This window comes from Streptomyces sp. NPDC048473 (genome assembly GCF_043200155.1).
Taxonomy (GTDB): Bacteria; Actinomycetota; Actinomycetes; order Streptomycetales; family Streptomycetaceae; genus Streptomyces.
Window position 1 is genome coordinate 393,825 of sequence record NZ_JBICXE010000001.1, and the last position, 23,601, is coordinate 417,425.

23 protein-coding genes and 1 riboswitch are annotated in these 23,601 nt (G+C 70.3%); of the genes, 14 read left to right on the plus strand and 9 right to left on the minus strand.

Features of this window, described 5'->3' with window-relative positions; all coding sequences use genetic code 11:
- The first annotated feature begins 44 nt into the window (after positions 1 to 44).
- The 5 genes from ACGFU7_RS01840 to ACGFU7_RS01860 all read left to right on the plus strand — a co-directional run bounded on the left by ACGFU7_RS01840 (position 45) and on the right by ACGFU7_RS01860 (position 6,284).
- The gene (locus ACGFU7_RS01840; RefSeq protein WP_393691272.1) at positions 45 to 833 is read left to right on the plus strand and encodes an ATP-binding cassette domain-containing protein; all 789 of its coding nucleotides are present in this window, start codon (positions 45 to 47) and stop codon (positions 831 to 833) included.
- The gene (locus tag ACGFU7_RS01845; RefSeq protein ID WP_393691274.1) at positions 805 to 2,892 is read left to right on the plus strand and encodes a YhgE/Pip family protein; all 2,088 of its coding nucleotides are present in this window, start codon (positions 805 to 807) and stop codon (positions 2,890 to 2,892) included. The genes ACGFU7_RS01840 and ACGFU7_RS01845 overlap by 29 nt, the downstream gene beginning before the upstream one ends.
- A gap of 29 nt (positions 2,893 to 2,921) precedes the next feature.
- Positions 2,922 to 3,533 carry a TetR/AcrR family transcriptional regulator gene (locus tag ACGFU7_RS01850; protein WP_393691276.1) on the plus strand — a complete coding sequence of 204 codons (612 nt, stop codon included), beginning with the start codon at positions 2,922 to 2,924 and terminating at the stop codon, positions 3,531 to 3,533.
- Positions 3,534 to 3,917: 384 nt separating this feature from the next.
- Positions 3,918 to 4,535, plus strand: a complete 618-nt coding sequence (locus tag ACGFU7_RS01855) for a DUF4126 domain-containing protein (protein WP_393691278.1) — start codon at positions 3,918 to 3,920, stop codon at positions 4,533 to 4,535.
- A 231-nt stretch (positions 4,536 to 4,766) separates the two neighbouring features.
- Positions 4,767 to 6,284: a phytoene desaturase family protein gene (locus ACGFU7_RS01860; RefSeq protein WP_393691280.1), complete on the plus strand. Its 1,518-nt coding sequence runs from the start codon at positions 4,767 to 4,769 to the stop codon at positions 6,282 to 6,284.
- Between the two features lie 103 nt (positions 6,285 to 6,387).
- Here ACGFU7_RS01860 and ACGFU7_RS01865 read toward each other — a convergent pair whose 3' ends face one another.
- The 5 genes from ACGFU7_RS01865 to ACGFU7_RS01885 all read right to left on the minus strand — a co-directional run bounded on the left by ACGFU7_RS01865 (position 6,388) and on the right by ACGFU7_RS01885 (position 10,831).
- Positions 6,388 to 7,317 carry a hypothetical protein gene (locus ACGFU7_RS01865; RefSeq protein WP_393691282.1) on the minus strand — a complete coding sequence of 310 codons (930 nt, stop codon included), beginning with the start codon at positions 7,315 to 7,317 and terminating at the stop codon, positions 6,388 to 6,390.
- Between the two features lie 50 nt (positions 7,318 to 7,367).
- Positions 7,368 to 8,285 (minus strand): methylenetetrahydrofolate reductase [NAD(P)H], encoded by a 918-nt coding sequence (gene metF / locus ACGFU7_RS01870; protein ID WP_393691284.1) that lies wholly within the window; start codon positions 8,283 to 8,285, stop codon positions 7,368 to 7,370.
- A gap of 99 nt (positions 8,286 to 8,384) precedes the next feature.
- A complete protein-coding gene (gene thiE / locus ACGFU7_RS01875; protein ID WP_393691286.1) occupies positions 8,385 to 9,038 on the minus strand; it encodes a thiamine phosphate synthase in 654 nt (217 codons plus the stop codon).
- Between the two features lie 103 nt (positions 9,039 to 9,141).
- Positions 9,142 to 9,507: an Rv2175c family DNA-binding protein gene (locus tag ACGFU7_RS01880; protein ID WP_393691288.1), complete on the minus strand. Its 366-nt coding sequence runs from the start codon at positions 9,505 to 9,507 to the stop codon at positions 9,142 to 9,144.
- Between the two features lie 70 nt (positions 9,508 to 9,577).
- Positions 9,578 to 10,831, minus strand: coding sequence for an NAD(P)/FAD-dependent oxidoreductase (locus tag ACGFU7_RS01885; protein WP_393691290.1), 1,254 nt, complete (start codon positions 10,829 to 10,831; stop codon positions 9,578 to 9,580).
- Between the two features lie 454 nt (positions 10,832 to 11,285).
- Positions 11,286 to 11,399, plus strand: a riboswitch (TPP riboswitch).
- Here ACGFU7_RS01885 and thiO point away from each other — a divergent pair.
- From thiO to ACGFU7_RS01915, 6 genes are all read left to right on the plus strand, one after another.
- Positions 11,396 to 12,580 (plus strand): glycine oxidase ThiO, encoded by a 1,185-nt coding sequence (gene thiO, locus ACGFU7_RS01890; RefSeq protein WP_393691291.1) that lies wholly within the window; start codon positions 11,396 to 11,398, stop codon positions 12,578 to 12,580. (Overlaps the previous riboswitch by 4 nt.)
- On the plus strand, positions 12,577 to 12,813 hold the full coding sequence (gene thiS / locus ACGFU7_RS01895) for a sulfur carrier protein ThiS (protein WP_393691293.1): 237 nt from the start codon (positions 12,577 to 12,579) through the stop codon (positions 12,811 to 12,813). Before thiO ends, thiS begins: the two co-directional genes overlap by 4 nt.
- A gap of 3 nt (positions 12,814 to 12,816) precedes the next feature.
- The gene (locus ACGFU7_RS01900) at positions 12,817 to 13,611 is read left to right on the plus strand and encodes a thiazole synthase (protein ID WP_393691294.1); all 795 of its coding nucleotides are present in this window, start codon (positions 12,817 to 12,819) and stop codon (positions 13,609 to 13,611) included.
- Between the two features lie 121 nt (positions 13,612 to 13,732).
- Positions 13,733 to 15,643 (plus strand): Stk1 family PASTA domain-containing Ser/Thr kinase, encoded by a 1,911-nt coding sequence (gene pknB, locus ACGFU7_RS01905; RefSeq protein ID WP_393691296.1) that lies wholly within the window; start codon positions 13,733 to 13,735, stop codon positions 15,641 to 15,643.
- Positions 15,644 to 15,649: 6 nt separating this feature from the next.
- On the plus strand, positions 15,650 to 16,507 hold the full coding sequence (locus ACGFU7_RS01910; RefSeq protein WP_393691298.1) for a deoxyribonuclease IV: 858 nt from the start codon (positions 15,650 to 15,652) through the stop codon (positions 16,505 to 16,507).
- Between the two features lie 94 nt (positions 16,508 to 16,601).
- Positions 16,602 to 17,159, plus strand: a complete 558-nt coding sequence (locus tag ACGFU7_RS01915) for a DUF4396 domain-containing protein (protein WP_393691300.1) — start codon at positions 16,602 to 16,604, stop codon at positions 17,157 to 17,159.
- A 33-nt stretch (positions 17,160 to 17,192) separates the two neighbouring features.
- On the opposite strand, the gene ACGFU7_RS01920 is transcribed toward ACGFU7_RS01915, so the two are convergent.
- On the minus strand, positions 17,193 to 17,825 hold the full coding sequence (locus tag ACGFU7_RS01920; protein WP_393691302.1) for a sulfite oxidase-like oxidoreductase: 633 nt from the start codon (positions 17,823 to 17,825) through the stop codon (positions 17,193 to 17,195).
- Positions 17,826 to 17,979: 154 nt separating this feature from the next.
- Between ACGFU7_RS01920 and bfr the strand changes: the two genes are divergently transcribed.
- Positions 17,980 to 18,459 (plus strand): bacterioferritin, encoded by a 480-nt coding sequence (gene bfr / locus ACGFU7_RS01925; protein ID WP_393691303.1) that lies wholly within the window; start codon positions 17,980 to 17,982, stop codon positions 18,457 to 18,459.
- 15 nt (positions 18,460 to 18,474) lie between these two features.
- Here bfr and ACGFU7_RS01930 read toward each other — a convergent pair whose 3' ends face one another.
- Together ACGFU7_RS01930 and ACGFU7_RS01935 are read right to left on the minus strand one after the other, a co-directional pair.
- Complete coding sequence (locus tag ACGFU7_RS01930; protein ID WP_393691305.1) at positions 18,475 to 18,783, minus strand: bacterioferritin-associated ferredoxin; 309 nt, start codon at positions 18,781 to 18,783, stop codon at positions 18,475 to 18,477.
- 169 nt (positions 18,784 to 18,952) lie between these two features.
- Positions 18,953 to 20,299, minus strand: a complete 1,347-nt coding sequence (locus ACGFU7_RS01935) for a class II 3-deoxy-7-phosphoheptulonate synthase (protein WP_393691830.1) — start codon at positions 20,297 to 20,299, stop codon at positions 18,953 to 18,955.
- Positions 20,300 to 20,402: 103 nt separating this feature from the next.
- On the opposite strand from ACGFU7_RS01935, the gene ACGFU7_RS01940 reads away from it, so the two are divergent.
- Both ACGFU7_RS01940 and ACGFU7_RS01945 read left to right on the plus strand, forming a co-directional pair.
- Positions 20,403 to 20,459 (plus strand): trp operon leader peptide, encoded by a 57-nt coding sequence (locus tag ACGFU7_RS01940; RefSeq protein ID WP_107408160.1) that lies wholly within the window; start codon positions 20,403 to 20,405, stop codon positions 20,457 to 20,459.
- A 93-nt stretch (positions 20,460 to 20,552) separates the two neighbouring features.
- Positions 20,553 to 22,445, plus strand: coding sequence for an anthranilate synthase family protein (locus ACGFU7_RS01945; RefSeq protein WP_393691307.1), 1,893 nt, complete (start codon positions 20,553 to 20,555; stop codon positions 22,443 to 22,445).
- A 40-nt stretch (positions 22,446 to 22,485) separates the two neighbouring features.
- Here the strand turns inward: ACGFU7_RS01945 and ACGFU7_RS01950 are convergent, their stop codons facing one another.
- Positions 22,486 to 23,487 carry a 2-hydroxyacid dehydrogenase gene (locus ACGFU7_RS01950; RefSeq protein WP_393691308.1) on the minus strand — a complete coding sequence of 334 codons (1,002 nt, stop codon included), beginning with the start codon at positions 23,485 to 23,487 and terminating at the stop codon, positions 22,486 to 22,488.
- Between the last annotated feature and the right edge of the window lie 114 nt (positions 23,488 to 23,601).

The following is a 23,601-nucleotide window of genomic DNA, read 5'->3' on the forward strand; positions in this document are numbered from 1 at the left end:
GGCTATTTTTAGACTGACCAGTCAGTTCAAAAAGGGGAGGGTCTGTGGACAGCCCGCACGGGGCAGCTGTCACCGCCGAGGATTTCGGGCTCAAGGGACCACGCGGCTGGGCCTTCCGGGGCGTGGGCATCAAGGCCGGGCCCGGCTCACTTGTGGCGATCGAGGGCCCGTCCGGTTCCGGCCGCACCTGCCTGCTGCTCGCCCTCACCGGCCGGATGCGCCCCACCGAGGGCCAGGCGGAGATCGGCGGACTGCGCGTGCCGCGCAAGATGGCCCCCGTACGCCGCATCAGCGCACTGGGCCCGGTGCCCGGGGTCAGCGAACTCGACCCGGCCTTCACCGTCGCCGAGCACCTGCGCGAGCGGGCTCTGCTCCAGCGCCGCTTCGACGGTTCGCTGCGCGGTCTGCTGCGTCCGCGCGCCGAGCGCATCGCCGCCGCGCAGGGACGGATCGACGCGGCGCTCGACGCCGCCGGACTCGACCCCGCCGCCCTGCCCAAGGCCGAGCGGACCTCCGTACGGGATCTGGAACGCCTGGAGGCGCTGCGGTTGTCCATCGCTCTCGCGCTGATCGGCCGGCCCCGGCTGCTCGCGGTGGACGACACCGATCTCAAGCTCTCCGACGCCGAACGGGCCGAGGCCTGGGAGCTGCTGCGGTCCATCGCCGACAGCGGGACGACCGTGCTCGCCGTGTGCAGCCAGGCACCCGAGGGCGCCATCACCGTACGTACCGACACCACGGCCGCACCGGCCGACGCTCAGGACACCGCAGCTGAGGACACCACGACCGAGGAGGGACCGGCCGATGCGTTCGCCGAGACTGGCCGCGCTTGAGCTGAAGCGTTTCGGCAGGGGAAAGCTGCCGGTTGCCGCACTGATCGCGCTCCTGCTGCTGCCGCTGCTCTACGGCGCCCTGTACCTGTGCTCCTTCTGGGACCCGTACAGCCGCCTCGACAAGATCCCGGTCGCGCTGGTCAACGACGACAAGGGCGCCACCGCCGCCGGAAAGCACATCGCGGTCGGCGACGAGATCACCGGCAAGCTCCTCGACTCCAAGACCTTCGAGTGGCACGAGGTGAGTTCCACCGAGGCGCACCAGGGCGTCGAGGACGGTACGTACTACCTCTCGCTCACCATGCCGTCGGACTTCAGCAAGCGGATCGCGTCGAGTTCGGGTGACTCCCCCGAGACCGGCGCGCTCCAGGTGCGGACCAACGACGCCAACAACTACATCGTCGGGCAGATCTCCCGGACGGTGTTCTCCGAGGTGCGCACCGCCGCGTCGACCAATGCCTCGCGCGGCTTCCTCGACCGGATCTTCATCAACTTCTCCGACCTCCACGACGCGACGGCGAAGGCCGCCAAGGGTGCCGACGACCTCAAGGGCGGCATCGGCAAGGCGAAGAAGGGATCGCAGGATCTCGCGGACGGGCTGAAGGACGCCAAGGCCGGCAGCAGCAGTCTGGCCGGTGGGATCGTCAAGCTGAACAAGGGCGCGGGCGACCTCGAAACCGGCTCCCGGCAGGTCGCCGACGGCACCCAGCTGCTCGCCGACAAGGTCAACGGGGTGGCGGCCGACGTCCGCCCGTTCCTGAAGGACAACGGCAAGTCGATCGGCGACACCGCCCGGCTGGTCGCCGATTCCTCGCAGACCGTACGGGACAACCTCGACCTGCTGGTGAAGGCGGCACCCACCGCGGCCACCGCCGCCCACACGGCCTCCGACGACCTGGCCGAGGTCTACCGCACCCGTTGCACGGAGCAGCTGCTCGCCGACCCCACCGTCTGCCCGCCGCTGAAGCGCGCGAAAACCGCAGCGGCCGATGTAGCGAAGGTCGCCGACGACGTGAATGTTCTGGTCACGAACCAGAACAGCGATCTGAAGAAGCTGCACGCCCAGCTGACCACGCTGCAGCAGCAGGCCAATGACCTGGCCGAGAACGCGCCGCACCTGGACGAGGACCTGAAGTCCGCAGTGAAGAAGGTCAACGCGCTCAACACCGGCGCCCACAAGGTCGCCAAGGGAGCGGACGAACTGCACACCGGCCTGGCCACGGCCAAGACCGGCTCCGCCGACCTGGACACCGGGGTGAGCGATCTCAAGAAGGGCGCGAGGGACCTGGACGGCGGGCTGATCCGGCTCGGCGACGGTTCGGCCACCCTCGCCCAGGGACTCAACGACGGCGTCGGCAAGATCCCCGACTACGACAAGAAGGACCGCGACGCGCGTACGGAAGTCATGGCCGACCCGGTGCAGCTGGCCTCCAAGTCGCTGCACGCGGCCCCCAACTACGGCACCGGCTTCGCCCCTTACTTCATCCCGCTCTCCCTCTGGGTCGGCGCGATGGTGGCGTACATGCTGATCCAGCCGCTCAACCGGCGCGCACTCGCCGCCGGGGCCTCCGCCTGGCGGATCGCCTTCGCGGGCTGGCTGCCGGTGGCCGCGATCGGTCTGCTTCAGGTGGCCGCCCTGATGTCCGTACTGCACTGGGGGCTCGGTCTGCAGATGACCCGTGCCGCCGGGACGATCGGCTTTCTGGCGCTGGTGACCTGCTGCTTCGCAGCGATCATCCAGTGGCTCAACGCCCGGTTCGGGGCTGCGGGACGGATTCTCGTACTGGCGGTGCTGATGCTCCAGCTGACCTCGGCCGGGGGTACGTATCCCGTTCAGACCAGCCCCGGATTCTTCAACGCGATCCACCCCTACCTGCCGATGAGCTACATCGTCGATGGACTGCGCCGGTTGATCACGGGCGGCGAGCTCGGTCCCGTCTGGCAGGGCTGCGTGGTGCTGCTGGCCTTCACGGCGGGGGCGCTCGCCCTGACCGCGGTCTCCGCACGCCGCAAGCAGGTGTGGACCCTGGACCGGCTCCACCCGGAGCTGAGCCTGTGAGCGCGCCCGGACCTGTGAGAATCAGGGGCATGGAAAGCAGTAGCACCACGCGCCGCCAGGCCACCCGGCAGAAGCTCTACGAGGCGGCCGTGACTCTCATCGCCGAGAAGGGCTTCTCGGCGACCACGGTGGACGAGATCGCCGAGCGTGCCGGGGTCGCCAAGGGCACGGTCTACTACAACTTCAAGAGCAAGACCGAGCTCTTCGAGGAGCTGCTGCGCCACGGCGTCGGGCTGCTCACGGCATCGCTGCGCTCGGCGGCCGAGGAGACCGAGGGGCGCGGCGGCACCCGGGTCGAGGCCCTGGACGCGATGATCAGGGCCGGTCTGGTCTTCATCGACCGCTATCCGGCGTTCACCCAGCTGTACGTCGCGGAGCTGTGGCGCACCAACCGGGCCTGGCAGGCGACCCTCCTGGTGGTGCGTCAGGAGGCTGTCGCCGTGGTCGAGGGGGTGCTGCGCGAGGCCGTGAAGAACGGTGAGCTCAGCGAGGAGATCGACATCCCGCTGACGGCTGCCGCCCTGGTCGGCATGGTGCTGGTGGCGGCCCTGGACTGGCAGGCGTTCCAGCCGGAGCGGTCGATCGACGATGTGCACTCGGCACTGTCGCTGCTGCTGCACGGGCGGGTCAGCGGACGCTGACCCGCGCGGCGGGACTGACCCGCCGCGACCGGTTGCACGGACGCACAAAGACGCCGGTCCGGCGCAGGCTCGATCCCCCCGAGCCTGCGCCGGACCGGCGTCTGCTGTGCTGCCGGAGAACCTTCCCCCGTGACCCCCGTTTTCCCCCCGTGGTCCCCGGGCTCTCCGTCGTGCTCCCCCGTTCCGGAAGGAGTGCCGCACCCGTTCCGCCGCCCCGTGTCGGCGGTGCCGGTGCCGTGCCCCTCTCCGTGGGCTCCACTCTCCCGTCCGGGCAGGTGGGAGCCCATCCGCGCACCTACTCATCTCGTTGCCTAGGTACGGATACTCAGGGCTGCGCACCGAACCCCACTCCGGGCCTTTCGCCGTCTGGTTACGATCGCGTCCGTGTCCGTACTCCCTCTGGTGTTCACAAGCGGCTGGGCGAGCGGGATCAACGCCTATGCGGTGGTCCTGCTGCTCGGTGTTTTCGGCGCGACCGGGATCACCGACGAGGTGCCCGCATCGCTGCAGCGCACCGATGTCCTCGTCGTGGCCGGTGTGCTCTTCCTGTGCGAGGTGGTGGCGGACAAGATCCCGTACATGGACTCGGTCTGGGACTCGGTGCACACCGTCATCAGGCCGGTCGCCGGTGCCGTCGTGGCGGCGCTGCTGGCCGGCGAGAGCGGTTCGCTGCCGGACCTCGCGGCCGGAGCCGTCGGCGGTTCCACCGCGCTGATGAGCCATCTGGTGAAGGCCGGCACCAGGATGGCGGTCAACACCTCCCCCGAGCCGTTCAGCAATATCGCGGTGAGCACGGCCGAGGACCTGGGCGTCGCGGGAATCGTCACATTCGCGATATTCCATCCGCTGGCTGCTGCGATCATCGCCGCGGCACTGCTGCTGCTCGGCATGGTGATACTGATCTTCCTGGCCTCCCGGATCCGCCGGTACCTGCGCCGCAGGGCCCAGCGCCGCGAGGAGAAACACCTGGCCGGGACCCGTTCGCACTGGCCACTGGACTGACGGCCTGGGGGGGAAATGGAGCGCGGATCAGCTCGCGGCGTCTACGCGCGATCGCAAGGCGGCGGAGCTTCCTCAGATGGGGTCTCCCTGCTCGAACGAAGTTGAGAGCTTGGGGAAGTAGCTATGAGGACGTTTCGCCAATGCGGCGAGCGTGCGTACCGGGCGTCGCGAGCCTGCGGGCTGTTTCCCCCCAGGCCGTGAGTGTCACAGGCGGCCGTTAAGGTCACAGACATGGCACAAATTGCGGTGATCGGCGCCGGGATGGGCGCGATGGCGGCGGCCGCCCGGCTCGCCGTGGCAGGCCACCGGGTGACGGTGTACGAGCGGTCGGAGACCTTCGGCGGCTCGGTCGGCCGGTATGCCCATGAGGGCTTCGCCTTCGACACCGGTCCCACGCTGCTGCATCTGCCCGCGGTCTACCGCGACTTGTTCGTGAAGACGGGCAAGGAGCCGCTGGAGCGGTGCGTCACCATGACCCAGGTCGATCCGGCGAGCCGCCACCTCTTCGCGGACGGCACGGCGGTCTCGCTGCCGAATGCCTCACGGGCCGGGGTGGTCGCCGCCCTGGACACCGCGCTCGGGGGCGGCGCGGGCGCGGCCTGGGGCGAGTTCCTCGACCGGGCGCGCGATGCCTGGGACCGGTCCCGGCGTCCGCTGCTCGAGGAGCCGTTGCGCTCCGACTGGCAGGTGCTCGGCCGTGATCCGTATCCCGCGCTCCGGCAGCGCCGGCTGCTGCGCCCGGCCCGTCAGGCGGGCACGGTGACGGAGGTCGGGGCGTGGGAGCTGTCGGACCCCCGGCTGGCCGCCCTCCTCGACGGGTACGCCCTGTCGTACGGGCTCGACCCGCTGCGCGCACCGGCGGCGGCCGCCCTGCTGCCGTACATGGAGGAGACCTTCGGCAGCTGGTACGTCTCCGGCGGGATCCGGGCCCTGGCTCAGGCGGTGTACGAGCGGTGTCTGGCCCGGAAGGTGGAGTTCGTCTTCGGCGGTGAGGTGGCCCGGGTCGTCGAGAAGGACGGCCGGGCGGCGGGCGTCGAGCTCCTGGACGGGACGGTTGCCGAGGCCGGCCATGTGGTGCTGGGGGCCCGTCCGCATCCGGGCCTGGTGCCCGGTCAGGAGCTGTGGCGGGACGGCGATGTGACGGTTCAGCCGGGGCAGGGGCAGGGGGTGGTGCCGGGCCGGTTCCTGGTCCTGCTGTCGCTGCGCGGCGCCCGGCCCGCGGATGCCGTGCACCGGACCCTGGTGCACCCGGCGGACGGCGGCGCCGAGCGCGAGGCGGTGTTCGACGGAACGCTCGCCGACCGTCCCACGGTGACGGTGCTGCGCCCGGACGACCCCTCGACCCGCCCCGACGACGCGCACGAAGCAGTGACGCTGATGGCGACGGTCGCCCCGCACGGGGCGGTGGACTGGACGGACACGGCGTTGCGCGAGCGGTATGCCGACGCACTGATCGAGGCGGCCGGCGCGGCCGTGCCCGGCATACGGGAGCGGCTGCTCCACGCCGAGGTGCGGACCCCGGCCGAGACGGCGGCCGACACCGGCGCCGAGGGCGGCTCGGTGCCCGCGCCCGCGCTGGCCGGGGCGGGGGGCGCGTATCTGCATCCGGGCAATCGCACCCGGCTGCCGGGGCTCTACGCCGCGGGCGGCTGGTCGCACCCGGGCGGCGGGCTCGCCCACGCAGGGATGTCTGGGGCGCTGGTGGCCGGGCTGATCGTGGAGGGGGACGGGTTCCGGGGCTCCCGATGAGGGAGAGGCCGTCGGCAGTCGGCGCCACCGGGGTGCCGGGCGCGTCCGATCTCCGCCCTGCCCTCGGTCACCCCCGCAGCCCCCTGCCCCTGCCGGGCCGCCGTCAGTAGCGGTGCTGCTGCTCGTTGTAGCCGGTGTCGTAGCCGTTCGGGTACGGGGCAGGCTGTGCGGGCTGCTCCGTAGGCGGGGACGGGTACTGCTCGCCCTCGCGCTGCTGCGGCACCCAGACACCGCCGGGCGGCGTCTCGGGGGCGTAGTGCTGGGCGTAGGGATCGGCGGCGTACTGCTGCTGGCCGCCGTAGCTGTCGTAGCCGTTGCCGTTGCCGTAGCTGTCGTACTGCGTGGAGCCGCCGGTGGTGCCGGTCCCGATGTAGGGGTCGGAGTACGCCGCGTACTGCTGCTGGCCGGTGCCGTAGTCGTACTGCCCGGCAAAGGCATCCTGCCCGCCGAAGGAGTTCTGCCCGGCGTACGGGTCCTGGCCCGGCGCCGCGTACGTGGAGTGATCGGCGTAGGGGTCGTACGCGGCGTACTGGGGCTGCTGCTCGGGCTGCCGGGCCTGGTTCTGCCCCTGCTGCGACTGCTGGTGATCGCTGTAGATGCCGTACTGCCCGGTGTCGTCCGGCAGCGGCTCCGGCTCGTAGACCGAGGCCCCCGGTGCCGCGGCGTCCGCCCGCTGCGGGACCTGCTCGTCGTACTCCGTCTCCAGGTCCGACACCTCAAGGGTGGGCTCGCGGCTGTCCCGGGCGCCCCCGCCCCGGCGGCGACGGCTCTCGCCCGGGCTGCCCCCTATCGCCCAGCCGGTCGAGAAGCCGCGTCGGAAGGACAGCGTGACGTACGTCTGACCGGTCGCGAACGCGATCGCGCCGACGGCGATGACGAACACGGACGGCATCAGTACGCCGACGACCACACAACCGAAGCCTGCGAAGGCGAGCAGACGCCAGCGAAGACGCGCCTTGTACTGCAGGAGCACCTCGCCGAGCAGCCACAGCGCGACGATTCCGAACGCGATGTAGAGGACCGTCCAGCCCATGCCCGCCCCCTCCTACGGCCACCGCCCCGGGTCGTGGCGGGTACGGCCGGTCACGACTGCTTGTGCAGTCCGAGATTCTCGTAGATTTCGAGCGTCGCCGTCGAGTTGTTGAGCGTGATGAAGTGCAGTCCGGGCACACCCTCGGATCGCAGCCTCGCGCAGAACTGCGTGGCGAAGTCGATGCCAATGGAGCGTACAGCGGCGGGATCGTCCTTGGCGGCGAGGATGCGTTCTTTCAGCGCGGAAGGGAAAGACGCGTTGCTGAGCTGCGCAAACCGGTCCAACTGCTTGACGCTGGTCAGCGGCATGACCTCGGGGATGATCGGCGTTTCGCAACCCGCAGCGACCACACGGTCACGCATCCGCAGATAGTCCTCCGGATTGAAGAACATCTGGGTGATCGCATAGTCGGCACCGGCGCGGCACTTGTCCACGAAATGCCGGGTGTCGGTGTCCCAGTCGGTCGAGCGCGGGTGCATCTCGGGAAATGCCGCGACGCCGACGCAGAAATCGCCGGATTCCTTGATGAGCCGGACGAGATCGGCCGCGTACCGCACGCCCTGCGGGTGCTCGACCCACTCGCCCATCGGGTCGCCCGGCGGGTCTCCGCGCACGGCGAGGATGTTCCGGATTCCGGCGTCGGCGTACTGTCCGATCATGTTGCGCAGCTCGGCGACGGAGTGGTTGACCGCCGTGAGGTGCGCGACCGGGGTGAGGGTGGAATCTGCGGCAATCTGCTGGGTGGCCTTGACCGTCCCGGCCCGGGTGGAGCCACCGGCCCCGTAGGTCACGGAGACGAAGCTCGGCCCCACCGCCTCGACGCGGCGCAGCGCATTCCAGAGATTCCGCTCGCCCTTCTCGGTCTTGGGTGCCCAGAACTCGAACGAGTACGAAGTCTTGCCGGTCGCGAGGAAATCACGCACCGTGCGCGCGTGATCTGTCCTGGTAGAGGGTGTGCCAAGGGCCATACGGGCAGGTTAACCAGAGCGCGACGGCCGCAGGACCAGACCAGCGGTAATTGCCCGAATTGACTGGATGTTTGTCCACCCTTCGGACAGTTGGCCGGATCATGCTCCGGCGCGCGCCCGGATTCTCTTGGCCAGCTCGGCAGTGGCGGCGGCCGGGTCGGTGGCCTCGGTGATCGCCCGTACGACGACCACCCGGCGCGCTCCGGCGTCCAGTACCTCGTCGAGGTTGTCCGCGTCGATCCCACCGATGGCGAACCACGGGCGCGGCTGATCGAGCGAGGCGGCGTACCGCACGAGGTCCAGCCCGGGGGCGTGCCGGCCGGGCTTGGTCGGGGTGGGCCAGCAGGGGCCGGTGCAGAAGTAGTCCACCCCGGGCTCGGCGACGGCCGCGTCGACCTCGGACTCGGCGTGGGTGGAGCGACCGATCACCACGTCCTCGCCGATGATGGCGCGGGCGGCGGGGACCGGCAGGTCGCCCTGGCCGAGATGCAGCACATCGCAGCCGGTGGCGTGGGCGACATCGGCCCGGTCGTTCACCGCGAGGAGCTTGCCGTGGCGCCTGCAGGCTTCGGCGAAGACGGCCAGGTGTTCCAGCTCCTCGGCCGCTTCCATGCCCTTGTCGCGCAGCTGGACGACGTCCACCCCGGCGGCGAGGACCGCGTCGAGGAACGCGGGGAGGTCGCCTTGGCGCTTGCGGGCGTCCGTGCACAGATAGAGCCGGGCGTCGGACAGCAGCGCACGAGGCGTGGACATGGTGCGGTTCCCCCTGGAGAGCATTGCGGAGCGGTTGTCGGTACGGCGCGGGGGTGCGGGCCGCGCACTGCTGCGCGGCCCGCCCCTCACATACGGCCGGCGGTCAGACGGCGAGCGCCTGGGCGCGGCGCTTCACCTCCGTGCCGCGATTCTCGCTCAGTGCCTGGGCAGGGGTGCCCGGCAGGGTCGGGTCGGGGGTGAAGAGCCATTCCAGCATCTCTTCGTCGGAGTAGCCGTCGTCCCTCAGGAGCGTCAAGGTGCCGGAGAGGCCCTTGACCACCTTGTCGCCGTCGATGAAGGCGGCAGGCACCTGGAGCGCCCGGTTCTCACCACGTCGTACGGCGATGAGCTGGCCGTCCTTGACCAGCTGCCGCACGCGCGTCACCTCGACACCGAACATTTCGGCGATGTCAGGAAGGTGGAGCCAGGCGGGGACGAGAGCATCGATCTTTGCGTCAATCTCGGTCACAGGGACAAGCGTGCCATCCCGGACCGACAGTCGGTAGCCGGGCCGACCGTACGGGGGTCGGCCTACGCCGTCAGAGGGTTGCCGATTTCAGCGGTACGGAGGGGTCGGCGGCCCGTGCCGGATCGAGCCGCGCCCCCGCCTCGATGAGCTTGCGCCCCTGCGCCAGATCGCGCGGCCGGCCGACGGCGAGGACCGCGATCAGGACGCCGCCGCGCAGCCAGCACACCGACCAGGAGGGGCCGGCGGGATCGCCGCGCCACAACAGGGTGTCGGCGCTCCCGTGGTGGCCCGCGTACTGCACGAACCGGTCGAACTGCTCGGACCAGAAGTACGGCACGGGGTCGTACGTCCGCGGCGCCCGACCGTCCTCGGCCCCCGCCCCGATGATGTTGGCGGCGGCGGTCCGCGGGCCCTGGAGGGCGTTGTCCCAGTGGTGGATGAGAAGGCGTTCGCCGTACCGGGCGGAGGGGAACGAGGCGCAGTCACCGACCGCGTACACATCGGGGAGCGAGGTGCGCAGCGCCCCGTCGGCGGTCACCGATCCGTCGGGGCCGAGCGCGATGCCGGAGCCGGCCAGCCAGCCGGTGGCGGGCCGGGCGCCGATTCCGACGACGACCGCTCCGGCCGGGATCGAGCGGCCGTCCGCGAGGATCACCCTGCCGGGTTCGATCCGGGCGACCCGGGCTCCGGTGAGGAGTTCGGCGCCGCTCTCGGCGTACCAGGCGGTCATGGGGTCGGCGACCTCGGCGGGCATCGCGCCCGCGAGGGGCCGGTCGGCGGCCTCGACGACAGTGACCGCGCAGCCCGCGGCGCGGGCCGCGGTGGCGAACTCGGCGCCGATCCAGCCCGCGCCGACGACCACGACGCCATGCTGCCCGTCGAGGACGGGCCGCAGCCGTGCCGCGTCGTCGAGGGTGCGCAGCAGATGGACGCCGGCTACGCCCCCGGCACCGGGCAGGACGACCGGTTCGGCGCCGGTCGCGATCACCAGGACGTCGTAGGGAACGGGTCCTGACGGGGTGTCCAGCTCGTGCGCGCCCGGCCGCACACCGGTGACCTCGCGGCCCAGTTGCAGATCGATGTCCAGCGCCTCGAAGTCGACATCGAAGGCGGAGTCCTCGGCCTTGCCGAGCAGTACCGCCTTGGACAGCGGGGGCCGGTCGTAGGGCTGGTGCGGTTCGGCGCCGATCAGGGCGACGGGGCCGGTGAAGCCCTGTTCCCGCAGGGCCACCGCCGTCTGCACGCCGGCCATGCCCGCGCCGACGATGACGACGCGGCGCCCTGCATGCCGGTCCGGCTGCTCTGACTGCTGCTGCTCGCTCACCCGTACACCTTAAGCATCTGACTGATCGTCAGGAAAGGGGGGCTCTTCCACCGTGCTCGTACCGCTGCTCTGCAACTCGGTGCACAACTGCTCGACCAGCGCCCGGTTTTGGCGAACACAGGCACGATCGAGTGAACGGTGTGACGATCTGCGGGTATGCCCGGCTGGGTATGCGTAATGTGCGCGGCGCGATCTGGGACGCCGGGTATGGCGTCAGCAGTCGGGCCCCCGTATCACCGGAGTGATGGTTCGGGGCCTCCCCGTCGCCTCTGGCCACACCCACATGGCCAGGTCGTAGGGATTCCGCCCACCTGGGACGGACCGCATACGTGATATGCGTCGCCGCCCAGGAGGCGAAAGCGGAGGACCAACGCGCCCAAGACCGTTCGGGGCGTGCCGGTGGGACAGGACCCGTTCCTGCTCACTGCCCAGGAACGGTTTAGGGTGGCCAACGTAAAACACTCGCGGGAGCCCGGACGCACCGGGCTGAGAGGGAGGCTGGGCGGCTTCCGACCGTACGAACCTGATCCGGGTCATGCCGGCGAAGGGAGGGGTTGGGCACCCATGCGTTCTTCTCGGAACGGAAACGGATCCGACGTCCTTGTCATCGGGGGCGGAATCATCGGTCTGGTGACCGCCTGGCGGGCCGCGCAACGCGGACTGCGCACCGCGGTCGCCGACCCCGACCCGGGCGGCGGGGCCGCCCGGGTCGCGGCCGGCATGCTGGCCGCCGTCACCGAACTCCACTACGGCGAACACATGCTGCTGGGGCTCAATGTCGCCTCGGCCGCCCGCTATCCGGCCTTCGCGGCCGAGCTGGAGGCGGCGAGCGGGCAGGAGACCGGCTTCCGCGCCTGCGGCACCCTGGCCGTCGCGCTCGACTCCGACGACCGCGCCCATCTGCGGGAACTGCACGCCCTGCAGCAGCGTTCGGGCCTGGAGTCGGAGTGGCTCACCGGCCGCGAATGCCGCCGCCTGGAGCCGATGCTCGCGCCGGGCGTCCGCGGCGGTCTGCGGGTCGACGGCGACCACCAGATCGATCCCCGCCGGCTGGCCGCCGCACTGCTGACCGCCTGCGAGCGGGCCGGTGTCGTCTTCCACCGCGGCTGGGTGGAGCGCCTGACGGTGATACGCGACCGGGCCGCCGGAGCCGTGCTCGCCGGGGGTACGGAGCTCGCCGCCGACCAGGTCGTGCTCGCAGCGGGCAGCCTCAGCGGCCGGCTCCCGGGGCTGCCGGACGAGGTCGTACCGCCGGTCCGGCCGGTGAAGGGGCAGGTGCTGCGGCTGACCGTGCCCGCCGCGTACGCACCGTTCCTCACCCGGACGGTCCGGGCCGTGGTCCGGGGCAGCCATGTCTATCTCGTACCGCGCGAGAACGGCGAACTGGTCGTCGGCGCCACCAGCGAGGAGATGGGCTGGGACACCACCGTCACCGCGGGCGGCGTCTACGAGCTGCTGCGGGACGCCCACGAGCTGGTGCCCGGCATCACCGAGCTGCCGCTCACCGAGACCCGGGCCGGCCTGCGCCCCGCCTCCCCCGACAACGCCCCGCTGCTCGGCACCACCGCCCTGCCCGGCCTCCACCTCGCCACCGGCCACCACCGCAACGGCGTGCTGCTGACCCCCGTCACCGGTGACGTCATGGCAGAACTCCTCACCACAGGCGAGCTGCCCGAGGTGGCCCGCCCCTTCACCCCGCACCGTTTCTCGTCCCCCGCCGTCTCCGTGCGTCAGGAGCAGCCCGCATGACCGAGCCCGCACCCCTCTCCGAGCCCGCACCGCTCTCCGTGTCCGTGAACGGCGAGGTCCGTCTCCTCGCCGCGGGCACCACCCTGGACTCCCTTGTCGCCACCCTGACCGCCGCGCACTCCGGCGTGGCGGCCGCCGTCAACGAGACCGTCGTCCCGCGCGGCCAGTGGTCCACCGCCGCACTCCGTGACGGTGACCGCGTCGAGGTCCTGACCGCGGTCCAGGGAGGCTGAACCGTGTCCGACGACCTCTTCACCCTCGGCGACACCACCTTCGGCTCCCGGCTGATCATGGGAACGGGCGGGGCACCCAGCCTCGACGTGCTGGAGCGCTCCCTGACCGCCTCCGGCACCGAGCTGACCACCGTCGCGATGCGCCGCCTCGATCCGGCCGTGCAGGGCTCGGTGCTCTCCGTGCTCCAGCGGCTCTCCATCCGCGTCCTTCCGAACACGGCGGGCTGCTTCACCGCGGGCGAGGCCGTGCTGACCGCCCGGCTGGCCCGCGAGGCGCTCGGCACCGACTGGATCAAGCTGGAGGTGGTGGCCGACGAGCGGACCCTGCTGCCCGACCCGATCGAGCTGCTGGACGCCGCGGAGACCCTGGTGGACGACGGCTTCACCGTGCTGCCGTACACCAATGACGACCCGGTGCTGGCCCGGAAACTCCAGGACGTGGGGTGCGCGGCGGTCATGCCGCTCGGCTCCCCCATCGGCTCCGGCCTCGGCATCCGCAATCCGCACAACTTCCAGCTGATCGTCGAGCAGGCCCGGGTGCCGGTGATTCTCGACGCGGGCGCCGGGACGGCCTCGGACGCGGCGCTCGCGATGGAGCTGGGCTGCGCGGCGGTGATGCTGGCGTCCGCGGTGACCCGGGCCCAGGAGCCCGAGCTGATGGCCGCGGCGATGCGGCATGCGGTGGAGGGCGGACGGCTGGCGTACCGCGCGGGCCGGATCCCGCGCCGGCACTTCGCCGAGGCCTCGTCGCCGGTGGAGGGGCGCGCGGTGCTGGACCCGGAGCGCCCCGCGTTCTGACCCACCGGACCGCCGTCGGCGGCTGCGGCGCGCATGTCCCTGTCACGGCTCGGCTGCAGTACGGCCCCGGGTGTGCCCCGGCCCGTGGGCCGTGTCCGTGGCGGCTCGTAGACTCGCATGCGTGGATACGACCCTCCAGGACCCTCTTGTCGGGCAGCTGCTCGACGGCCGCTACCGCGTCGATGCCCGCATCGCCGTGGGCGGCATGGCCACGGTCTACCGGGCCGTGGACACCCGGCTCGACCGGGTGCTCGCCCTCAAGGTGATGCACCCGGCGCTCGCCACCGACGCCTCGTTCGTCGAGCGCTTCATCCGTGAGGCCAAGTCCGTGGCCCGACTCGCGCACCCCAATGTCGTCGCGGTCTTCGACCAGGGCGCCCAGGGAAGTTACGTCTACCTCGCGATGGAGTACGTCGCGGGCTGCACCCTGCGCGACGTACTGCGCGAGCGCGGCGCCCTGCAGCCGAGAGCCGCACTGGACATCCTGGAGCCGGTGCTCGCCGCCCTCGGCGCCGCGCACCGGGCCGGCTTCGTGCACCGCGACATGAAGCCGGAGAACGTCCTGATAGGGGACGACGGCCGGGTCAAGGTCGCCGACTTCGGTCTCGTACGGGCGGTGGGCGCCGTCACCGACACCACCGGGTCCGTCCTGGGCACCGTCTCTTATCTCGCCCCCGAGCAGATAGAGAACGGCACCGCGGACACCCGCACCGATGTGTACGCCTGCGGTGTCGTCCTGTACGAGATGCTGACCGGGTCCAAGCCGCACGCCGGCGACACCCCCGCCCAGGTCATCTACCAGCACCTCAACGAGGACGTCCCGGCCCCGTCGGCCGCCGTCCCCGGGCTCCCGGTCGGGCTCGACGACCTGGTGGCGAGCGCCACCGCCCGTAACCCCGAGGTCCGCCCGTTCGACGCGGTGGCGCTGCTCGCCGAGACCCGCGAGGCCCGCTCCGGCCTCACCGACGCCCAGCTGGACGCCGTACCGCCACAGGCCCTCGCCGAGGCGCACGACGCCACCGAGGACCGCACGAGCGTGATCCCGCGGCTGCTCCCGGCCGACCAGGGCGTCGCTCATCACACCAGCCGGCTGGAAATGCCCCCGCCGACGCCGCCCGCGCCGCACGGCCTGCGCCGCCGCGGTCCTCGGCGCTCGGTCATCGCCGTGGTCGTCGCCGTGCTGCTGGCGCTGGGGATCGGCACCGGTGTCTGGTACATCAACTCCGGACAGTTCACCCGGGTCCCCTCGGTGCTCGGCCAGACCGAGAAGACCGCCCAGAAGCGGCTCTCGGACGCCGGCCTGGACCTCAAGAGCGTCAAGCGGGCCTACAGCGACACCATCGAGCGCGGCAAGGTCATCAGCAGCGACCCCGGGTCCGGCGCCCGCATCCGGAGGAACGACGCGGTGACGCTCGTCGTCTCGCGCGGCCCCGAAATCGTGAAGGTGCCCGATGTCCAGGGTCTCTCACTCGCCGACGCCAGACGTGCGCTGAAGAAGTCCGGCCTGGTGCCCGGCATGGTCACCAAGGAATTCAGCGAGGAGACGGGACGGGGCGAGGTGATCCGTACGGACCCCGTGGCGGACACCGAGCGCCACCCGGACTCCGCGGTCGCCCTCGTCGTCAGCAAGGGCGCTCCGGTCGACGTCCCTGATGTCACCGGGCTGTCCGTCGAGGACGCCACCGCCGCGCTGGACGAGAAGGGGCTGAAGGCCGAGGTGCTGCCCGACCGGGTCAGCTCCCCCGAGGCCGCGGGCGACATCGCCCATCAGTCACCGGCCGAGAGCAGCCAGGCCGCCGAGGGCGACACCATCACGCTCACGGTCTCCAAGGGGCCGCGAATGATCGACGTCCCGGACGTCACCGGGAAGGACGTCGACGACGCCACGAGCGAGCTGGAGGACGCAGGTTTCGAGGTCAAGGTCGACCGCGGGTTCCTCTCCTTCAGCGACACCATCGCGAGCCAGTCCGTCGACGGCGGCATGCAGGCCCCCGAGGGCAGCACCATCACCATCAAGACCAAGGGGCTCTAGATCCACATGCGCAACCCAGTCGGCGGCCATGTTCCCGTGGCCGGCGGCCTCGCCAAGGTCGGCCTCCCCTACGCCCGCGAGATGGGAGCGGAGGCCGTCCAGGTCTTCGTCGCCAACCCGCGCGGCTGGGCGACGCCCGCCGGAAACCCGGCCCAGGACGAGCAGTTCCGCGCCGAGTGCGCCGACGAATCGATACCGGCGTACGTCCACGCCCCGTACCTGATCAACTTCGGTTCGCACACCGAGGCCACCGTCGAGAAGTCCGTGGAATCTCTGCGTCACTCACTGCGCCGGGCGCGCGAGATCGGTGCCCTGGGCGTCGTGGTGCACACCGGGTCGGCGACCGGCGGCCGGGCCCGCGAACTGGCCCTCGCACAGGTACGCACGCACATGCGGCCGCTCCTGGATGAGCTGACGCACGACGACGACCCGTATCTGCTGCTGGAGTCGACCGCCGGACAGGGGTTCTCGCTCTGCTCGCGGACCTGGGACTTCGGCCCGTACTTCGACGCACTGGATGCCCACCCCAAACTCGGCATCTGCCTCGACACCTGCCACATCTACGCGGCGGGCCACGATCTGACGGGCCCGGCGGGCATGCGGCAGACCCTGGACCTGCTGGTGGAAACGGTCGGCGAAGGGCGGCTGAAACTGATCCATGCCAATGACTCCAAGGATGTGGTGGGAGCCCATAAGGACCGGCACGAGAACATCGGCGCCGGGCACATCGGCGAGGAGCCGTTCCGGGAGCTTTTCGCTCATCCGGCGACCGCCGGCGTACCGCTGATCATCGAGACGCCGGGCGGCAAGGAAGGCCATGCGGCGGATGTGGCGCGTCTGAAGGGGCTGCGCGACCGGGGCTGAGCGCCTCGCCTCCGAACACCGTTGAGAAATACCCCATGGGGGTATACGGTTCCTGCTGTCAGCAGGAACCGCTACTCGGCATTGGGGGATCGCCATGCAGCACGACACACAGCACGAGCAGCAGCATGAACAGCACAGCCCCGGCCACCATGCAGATCGCTCAGGTCGCACCGACCACACCAGCCATACAGGCCACACCGGCCGCCACCACGGCAAGGCCGGCTGGGCCATGGCCGCCCAGGCCACCCTGCACTGCCTCACCGGATGCGCCATCGGCGAGATCCTCGGCATGGTGATCGGCACGGCGCTCGGCTGGGGCAACATGGAAACGATGGTGCTCGCCATCGTCCTGGCCTTCTTCTTCGGCTACACGCTGACGCTGCGCTCCATCCGGAGGGCGGGCGTCGACTTCCGTACGGCCCTGCGGGTCGCCCTCGCCGCCGACACGCTCTCCATCGCGGTGATGGAGCTGATCGACAACGGCATGATCGCGCTGTGGCCGGGCGCCATGGATGCCACTCTCTCCGACGCGCTGTTCTGGGGAGCGCTCGCGCTCTCGCTCGCCGTCGCCTTCGTCGTCACCACACCGGTCAACAAGTGGATGATCGGCCGCGGCAAGGGCCACGCGGTGGTGCACCAGTACCACCACTGAGGACGGACCGGGCCCGGCCCGGGAGCCATCGGGTCAGAGCTCGGGGCCGTCCCCGGGCTCCTCCTGGTAGGAATAGCGCTGCTCACGCCACGGGTCGCCGATGTTGTGATAGCCGCGCTCCTCCCAGAAGCCGCGACGGTCGGCCGTCATGTACTCGACGCCCCGGACCCACTTGGGCCCCTTCCAGGCGTAGAGATGCGGCACGACGAGACGCAGCGGGAAGCCGTGCTCGGCGGTGAGCAGCTCACCGCCCTTGTGGGTGGCGAAAAGTGTTCGGTCCGAGGCGAAGTCGGAGAGCCGGAGGTTCGAGCTGAACCCGTATTCGGCCCAGACCATCACATGGGTGACGTCCGGCGCGGGTGGCGCGAGTTCCAGGACCGTGCGAGCGAGCACCCCGCCCCATTCGGCGCCGAGCATGCTGAATTTGGTGACGCAGTGCAGGTCGGCGACGACCGAGGTGAACGGCAGTACCGAGAACTCCTGGTGGTTCCAGCAGTGCTTATCGCCATCCGCCGTGGCGCCGAAGACCCGGAACTCCCAGCGGTCGGACTTGAACCTGGGCACGGGCCCGTAGTGGGTAACCGGCCAGCCACGCTGGAGTCGCTGTCCCGGCGGAAGCTCGGACTGCTCTGACGCGCTGTTTTCCCGGCTTTCCGGCTGACCCATGACTCCATGGTGACAGACAGGCAGGGGTGGTCCCGACCAGGGCAAGGGCAATTCAGGCAACTCGCACTAAGCATGTACTTACTGGACGATCACCTGGTGCGGTGCGAGGATGCGGCCAACTTGCCCAGTTCACCGGTTGGAAGGAGCCTCTGCGATGCAGGGCGACCCCGAGGTCCTTGAGTTCCTGAACGAGCAGCTGACCGCCGAGTTGACCGCCATCAATCAGTACTTCCTGCATGCAAAGATGCAGGAGAACTTTGGCTGGACGAAGCTGGCGAAGTACACCCGCTCCGAGTCGTTCGACGAGATGAAGCACGCCGAGATCCTCACGGACCGCATCCTCTTCCTCGATGGACTGCCCAACTACCAGCGACTGTTCCACGTACGGGTGGGTCAGACCGTCACCGAGATGTTCCAGGCCGACCGCCAGGTCGAGGTGGAGGCGATCGACCGCCTCAAGCGCGGGATCGAGCTGATGCGCGGCAAGGGCGACATCACATCCGCAAACATCTTTGAGTCGATCCTGGAGGACGAGGAACACCACATCGACTACCTCGACACCCAGCTGGAACTGGTCGAGAAGCTCGGCGAGCCGCACTACATCGCCCAGCAGATCGAGCAGCCGGACAGCTAGGGCCTGTCCGTCGGATCAGGCCGCTTCGGGGAGCCGGATGCCCGGGGCCACGCCCGGGGCGGTGCCGGGAGCGATACCCGGTGCGGTCTCGGGGGCGGTGTCCGTGGCGGCGTCGGCGGCGGTGCCGGGCACCCGCTTCCCGTCGAGCAGTTCGCGGCGCGGGCAGGCGCCTCGGCCGAGCACGGCCTGGATGGCGCGGACGCAGCCGCCGCAGTCCGTGCCCGCCTTGCAGGCGGAGGCTATCTGCCGGGGCGTGCACGCCCCGGCTTCCGCATGTTCCTTGACCTGCTTCTCCGTAATGCCGAAGCACGAGCAGACGTACATGCGGTTCACCTCCCGGCGGGATCGGTCGTGACTGCCACCCCGTTAATCGGTGAGGCTAACCTAACCTTACCCGGCACTCAAAGCCCTTGGAAGCCTCCGAACGCCTTGTGGGGCACGGATCACATCGATCCGTGCCCCACAGTCGTACGCGCGCTGCCTGCGGTGATGCCTACTGGTCCCGGTACATCTCGGCGACCAGGAACGCCAGGTCGAGGGACTGGCTGCGGTTGAGCCGCGGGTCGCAGGCCGTCTCGTAGCGCTGGTGCAGATCGTCCACGAAGATCTCGTGTCCGCCACCGACGCACTCGGTGACATCGTCACCGGTGAGCTCGACGTGGATGCCACCCGGGTGCGTACCGAGGCCCTTGTGCACCTCGAAGAAGCCCTTGACCTCGTCCAGGACGTCGTCGAAGCGACGGGTCTTGTGGCCGGAGGCGGCCTCGAAGGTGTTGCCGTGCATCGGGTCGGTCACCCACGCCACGGTGGCGCCGGAGGCGGTGACCTTCTCGACCAGGTCGGGGAGCTTGTCGCGGACCTTGTCGGCGCCCATGCGGACGATGAAGGTCAGCCGGCCGGGCTCGCGCTCGGGGTCGAGGCGTTCGATGTAGCCGAGCGCCTCGTCGACGGTGGTCGTCGGGCCGAGCTTGATGCCGATGGGGTTACGGATCTTCGAGGCGAACTCGATGTGCGCGCCGTCCATCTGGCGGGTGCGCTCACCGATCCAGACCATGTGGCCGGAGGTGTCGTACAGCTGGCCGGTGCGCGAGTCGGTGCGGGTCAGCGCCGACTCGTAGTCCAGCAGCAGGCCCTCGTGGGAGGAGTAGAACTCGACCGCCTTGAACTCGGCCGGGTCCGTACCGCACGCCTTCATGAAGTTCAGCGCGCTGTCGATCTCGCGGGCGAGCGCCTCGTAGCGCTGGCCGGACGGCGACGACTTCACGAAGTCCTGGTTCCAGGCGTGCACCTGGCGCAGGTCGGCGTAACCGCCGGTGGTGAAGGCGCGGACCAGGTTCAGCGTGGAAGCGGATGCGTGGTACATCTGCTTCAGCCGGTCCGGGTCCGGGACGCGGGCTTCCTCGGTGAAGGCGAAGCCGTTGACGGAGTCGCCGCGGTAGGTCGGCAGGGTGAGGCCGTCGCGGGTCTCGGTCGACTTGGAGCGCGGCTTGGAGTACTGCCCGGCGATCCGTCCCACCTTGACGACGGGTACGGAGGCCGCGTAGGTCAGGACGGCGCTCATCTGGAGCAACGTCTTCAGCTTGGCCCGGATGTGCTCGGCCGACACGCCGTCGAAGGCCTCGGCGCAGTCACCGCCCTGCAGCAGGAACGCCTCGCCCTTGGCGACGGCTCCCATGCGGGCACGCAGCTGGTCGCACTCGCCCGCGAAGACGAGCGGCGGATACGACGCGAGGTCCGCGAGTACATCGCGCAGAGCCTCGGCATCGGGGTACTCGGGCTGCTGCGCCGCGGGAAGGTCTCGCCAGGTGTTGCCACCGGCGACGGAGGTATTGGCGTTCACGGTCACACCGACAACATTACGGGGTCCGGCGGCGCGTCCATCCGTAGGCTCAACAGTTGAGACGCGCGCTCGGATGACGTGGTCATCCGTTAGGGTTCGGAACATGTTCGCGCAGACAAACCAGAACTGGTGGTGGACCGCTCATCCGGCGGCCCACTGATCGATCGCGCGCAACAGACCACGCGAAGGCCGCCCGAGGGGCGGCCTTCTCTGCGTTTCGGGAGCCGTTCCTCCATCCGGAAGGAACACCCCCATGTCTCAGCCTCACCGCACCGGCCTCGTCATCGAGAGGCTTCTCCGTGACGACTGCCCGCCGTTCGCGCTGCTGCGCCGGCGCACCCCCGGCCGCGACCAGGACACCGTCGAGGTGCTGATCGGCCGGGTACGGGAAGCGGACCGGCTCGCCGATCTCCCGGTCGGTGCGCTGCCCTCGCTCGCCCTGGTGCCGTTCCGGCAGATCGCCGAGCGCGGTTTCGATGTGCGCGACGACGGGACGCCGCTGTCCGTGCTGGTCGCGGAGGAGACGTACGAGCTGCCGCCGGCCGAGGTGCTGGACCATCTGCCGGTCCATGACGTGCGGGTCGAGGGCGGCGCCTTCGACGTCCCCGACGAGGAGTACGCCGGGATCGTCCGGCGGGTCATCGAGGACGAGATCGGGCAGGGCGAGGGCGCGAACTTCGTCGTCCGGCGGACCTTCCGGGGCGAGATCCCCGGCTTCGGCCGGGCCGACGCGCTGGCCCTCTTCCGGCGGCTGCTGGCCGGTGAGCGGGGCGCGTACTGGACGTTCGTCGTGCATACCGGGGAGAGGACGCTCGTCGGTGCCAGCCCGGAGGTGCATGTGCGGATGTCCGGCGGGACGGTCGTGATGAACCCGATCAGCGGGACGTACCGCTACCCCGCCGAGGGCCCGACCGTCGAGAATCTGCTGGCCTTCCTCTCCGACCGCAAGGAGCGGGACGAGCTCTCCATGGTGGTCGACGAGGAACTGAAGATGATGTGCACCGTCGGCGACATGGGCGGGGTGGTGGTCGGGCCGCGGCTCAAGGAGATGGCCCATCTCGCGCACACGGAGTACGAGCTGCGCGGGCGTTCCTCGCTGGATGTGCGGGAGGTGCTGAAGGAGACCATGTTCGCGGCGACGGTCACCGGCTCCCCCGTGCAGAACGCCTGCCGGGTCATCGAGCGGTACGAGCCGGACGGGCGCGGGTACTACGGGGGCGCGCTGGCGCTGCTGCGGCAGGAGCCGGGCGGGGCGCAGACCCTGGACTCGCCGATCCTGATCCGTACCGCCGACATCTCGGCCGACGGGCATGTGCGGGTACCGGTCGGGGCGACGCTCGTACGCCACTCCGATCCGGACAGCGAGGTCGCCGAGACCCATGCGAAGGCGGCCGGGGTGCTGACCGCGCTGGGGGTGCGACCGGGCCGGCCGCGGGCCGGGGCGGCGCGTCCGGTGCTGGCCGGCGACCCGCAGGTGCAGGCGGCGCTGGACGCCCGGCGCGACGGTCTCGCGCCGTTCTGGCTGCGGATGCAGGAGCGTACGCACGAGCTGTCCGGTCATGCGCTGGTGGTCGACGGGGAGGACACCTTCACCGCGATGCTGGCGCATCTGTTGCGCTCCTCGGGTCTGGAGGTGTCGGTGCGCCGCTACGACGAGCCGGGGCTGCGCGAGCGCGTACGGGCGCACGAGGGTCCGGTCGTGCTGGGCCCCGGGCCCGGGGATCCGGGTGACACCACCGACCCGAAGATGCGGCTGCTGCGCGAGTTCGCCGCGGAACTGGTCCGTGATCACCGGCACGGGCTGCTGGGGGTCTGTCTCGGCCATGAGCTGATCGCGGCGGAGCTGGGTCTGGAGATCGTCCGCAAGACCGTGCCGTACCAGGGCACGCAGACCCGGATCGATCTGTTCGGACGGCCGGAGACGGTCGGCTTCTACAACAGCTTCATCGCGCGCTGCGACGACGGTGCGGCCACCGGGCTGGCGGCGCACGGTGTCGAGGCGAGCCTGGACGCGGCGACCGGGGAGCTGCACGCGCTGCGCGGACCGGGCTTCGCCTCGGTGCAGTTCCACCCGGAGTCGGTACTGACACTGCGCGGCGCGACGATCGTGGCCGAGCTGCTGGCGGGACTGCCGGTAGCCACCTGAAGGGGCGGACGGGATCCCGGAGGAGCTTCGGGGTCCCGGTTCACCGGGAAAGCACCGGGACGAGGACGTTGTCGCTGCGGCGGTCGGCCAGATAGTCGGCGACGTTCTGGACGGTGGTGTCGATGATCTGGGCCACGGCGTCCTGGGTGTAGTACGCCTGGTGCGAGGTCACGACGACGTTCGGGAAGGTGACGAGCCGGGCGAGCGTGTCGTCGTCGACGCCCTCAAGGGACTTGTCGAGGAAGAAGAGCCCGGCCTCCGCCTCGTACACATCGAGTCCGACACCCAGGAGACGGCCGGCGCGCAACTCGGCGACCAGCGCCGTGGTGTCGATGAGTCCGCCGCGGCTGGAGTTGATCAGGATCGCGTCGTCCTTCATGTGTGCCAGGGCGTCCTGGCCGATGATGTGATGGGTCGAGGGCAGCAGCGGGACGTGCAGGCTGATCAGATCGGACTCGGCGAGGAGCTGTTCCTTCTCGACGTACTTCATGCCGAGCCCTGCGCAGGCGGGGTTCTCGACGATGTCCCAGCCGAGCAGTTTCATGCCGAAGCCGTGAGCGATCCGGGTGAAGGCCTCGCCGATCTTGCCCGTACCGATCACGCCGGCCGTGCGGCCGTGCATGTCCCGGCCGAGGAGGCCGTCGAGCCGGAAATCGAAGTCGCGGGTGCGGCTCGCGGCCCGGATGATGCGGCGGTTGACCGCCATCGCGAGCGTCCAGGCGAATTCTGCGACCGAGTACGGCGAGTAGAAGGAGACCCGGGCGACCCGCAGGGCGAGCCGCTCGGCGACGTCGAGATCGATGTTGTTGAAGCCGGTGGAGCGCTGGGCGATCATCTGCGTGCCACCCGCTGCGAGGGTCTGCAGAACGCTGCTGCCCAGGTCGGCGTTGACGCTGGTGGAGACGATCTCGTAGCCCGCCGCGATGGGGGCGGTGTCCTCGGTGAGGAAGACGTCCAGGCAGCGGACCTCGTGCTGTCCGGCGAAGGCCTTCTCGAGCAGCGGCTTCTCGTCGGACTGCACACCGAATGCCAGGATTTCCACGACTTCTCCCGTTCATCGCACAGATCAGCAGATCAGGGGGACATGGGCCGGTCATCGCGAATATACGGCCCATGCCCCCGGTGCGCCGCTCGCTCCCGGGTGCGCCGCTCGCCC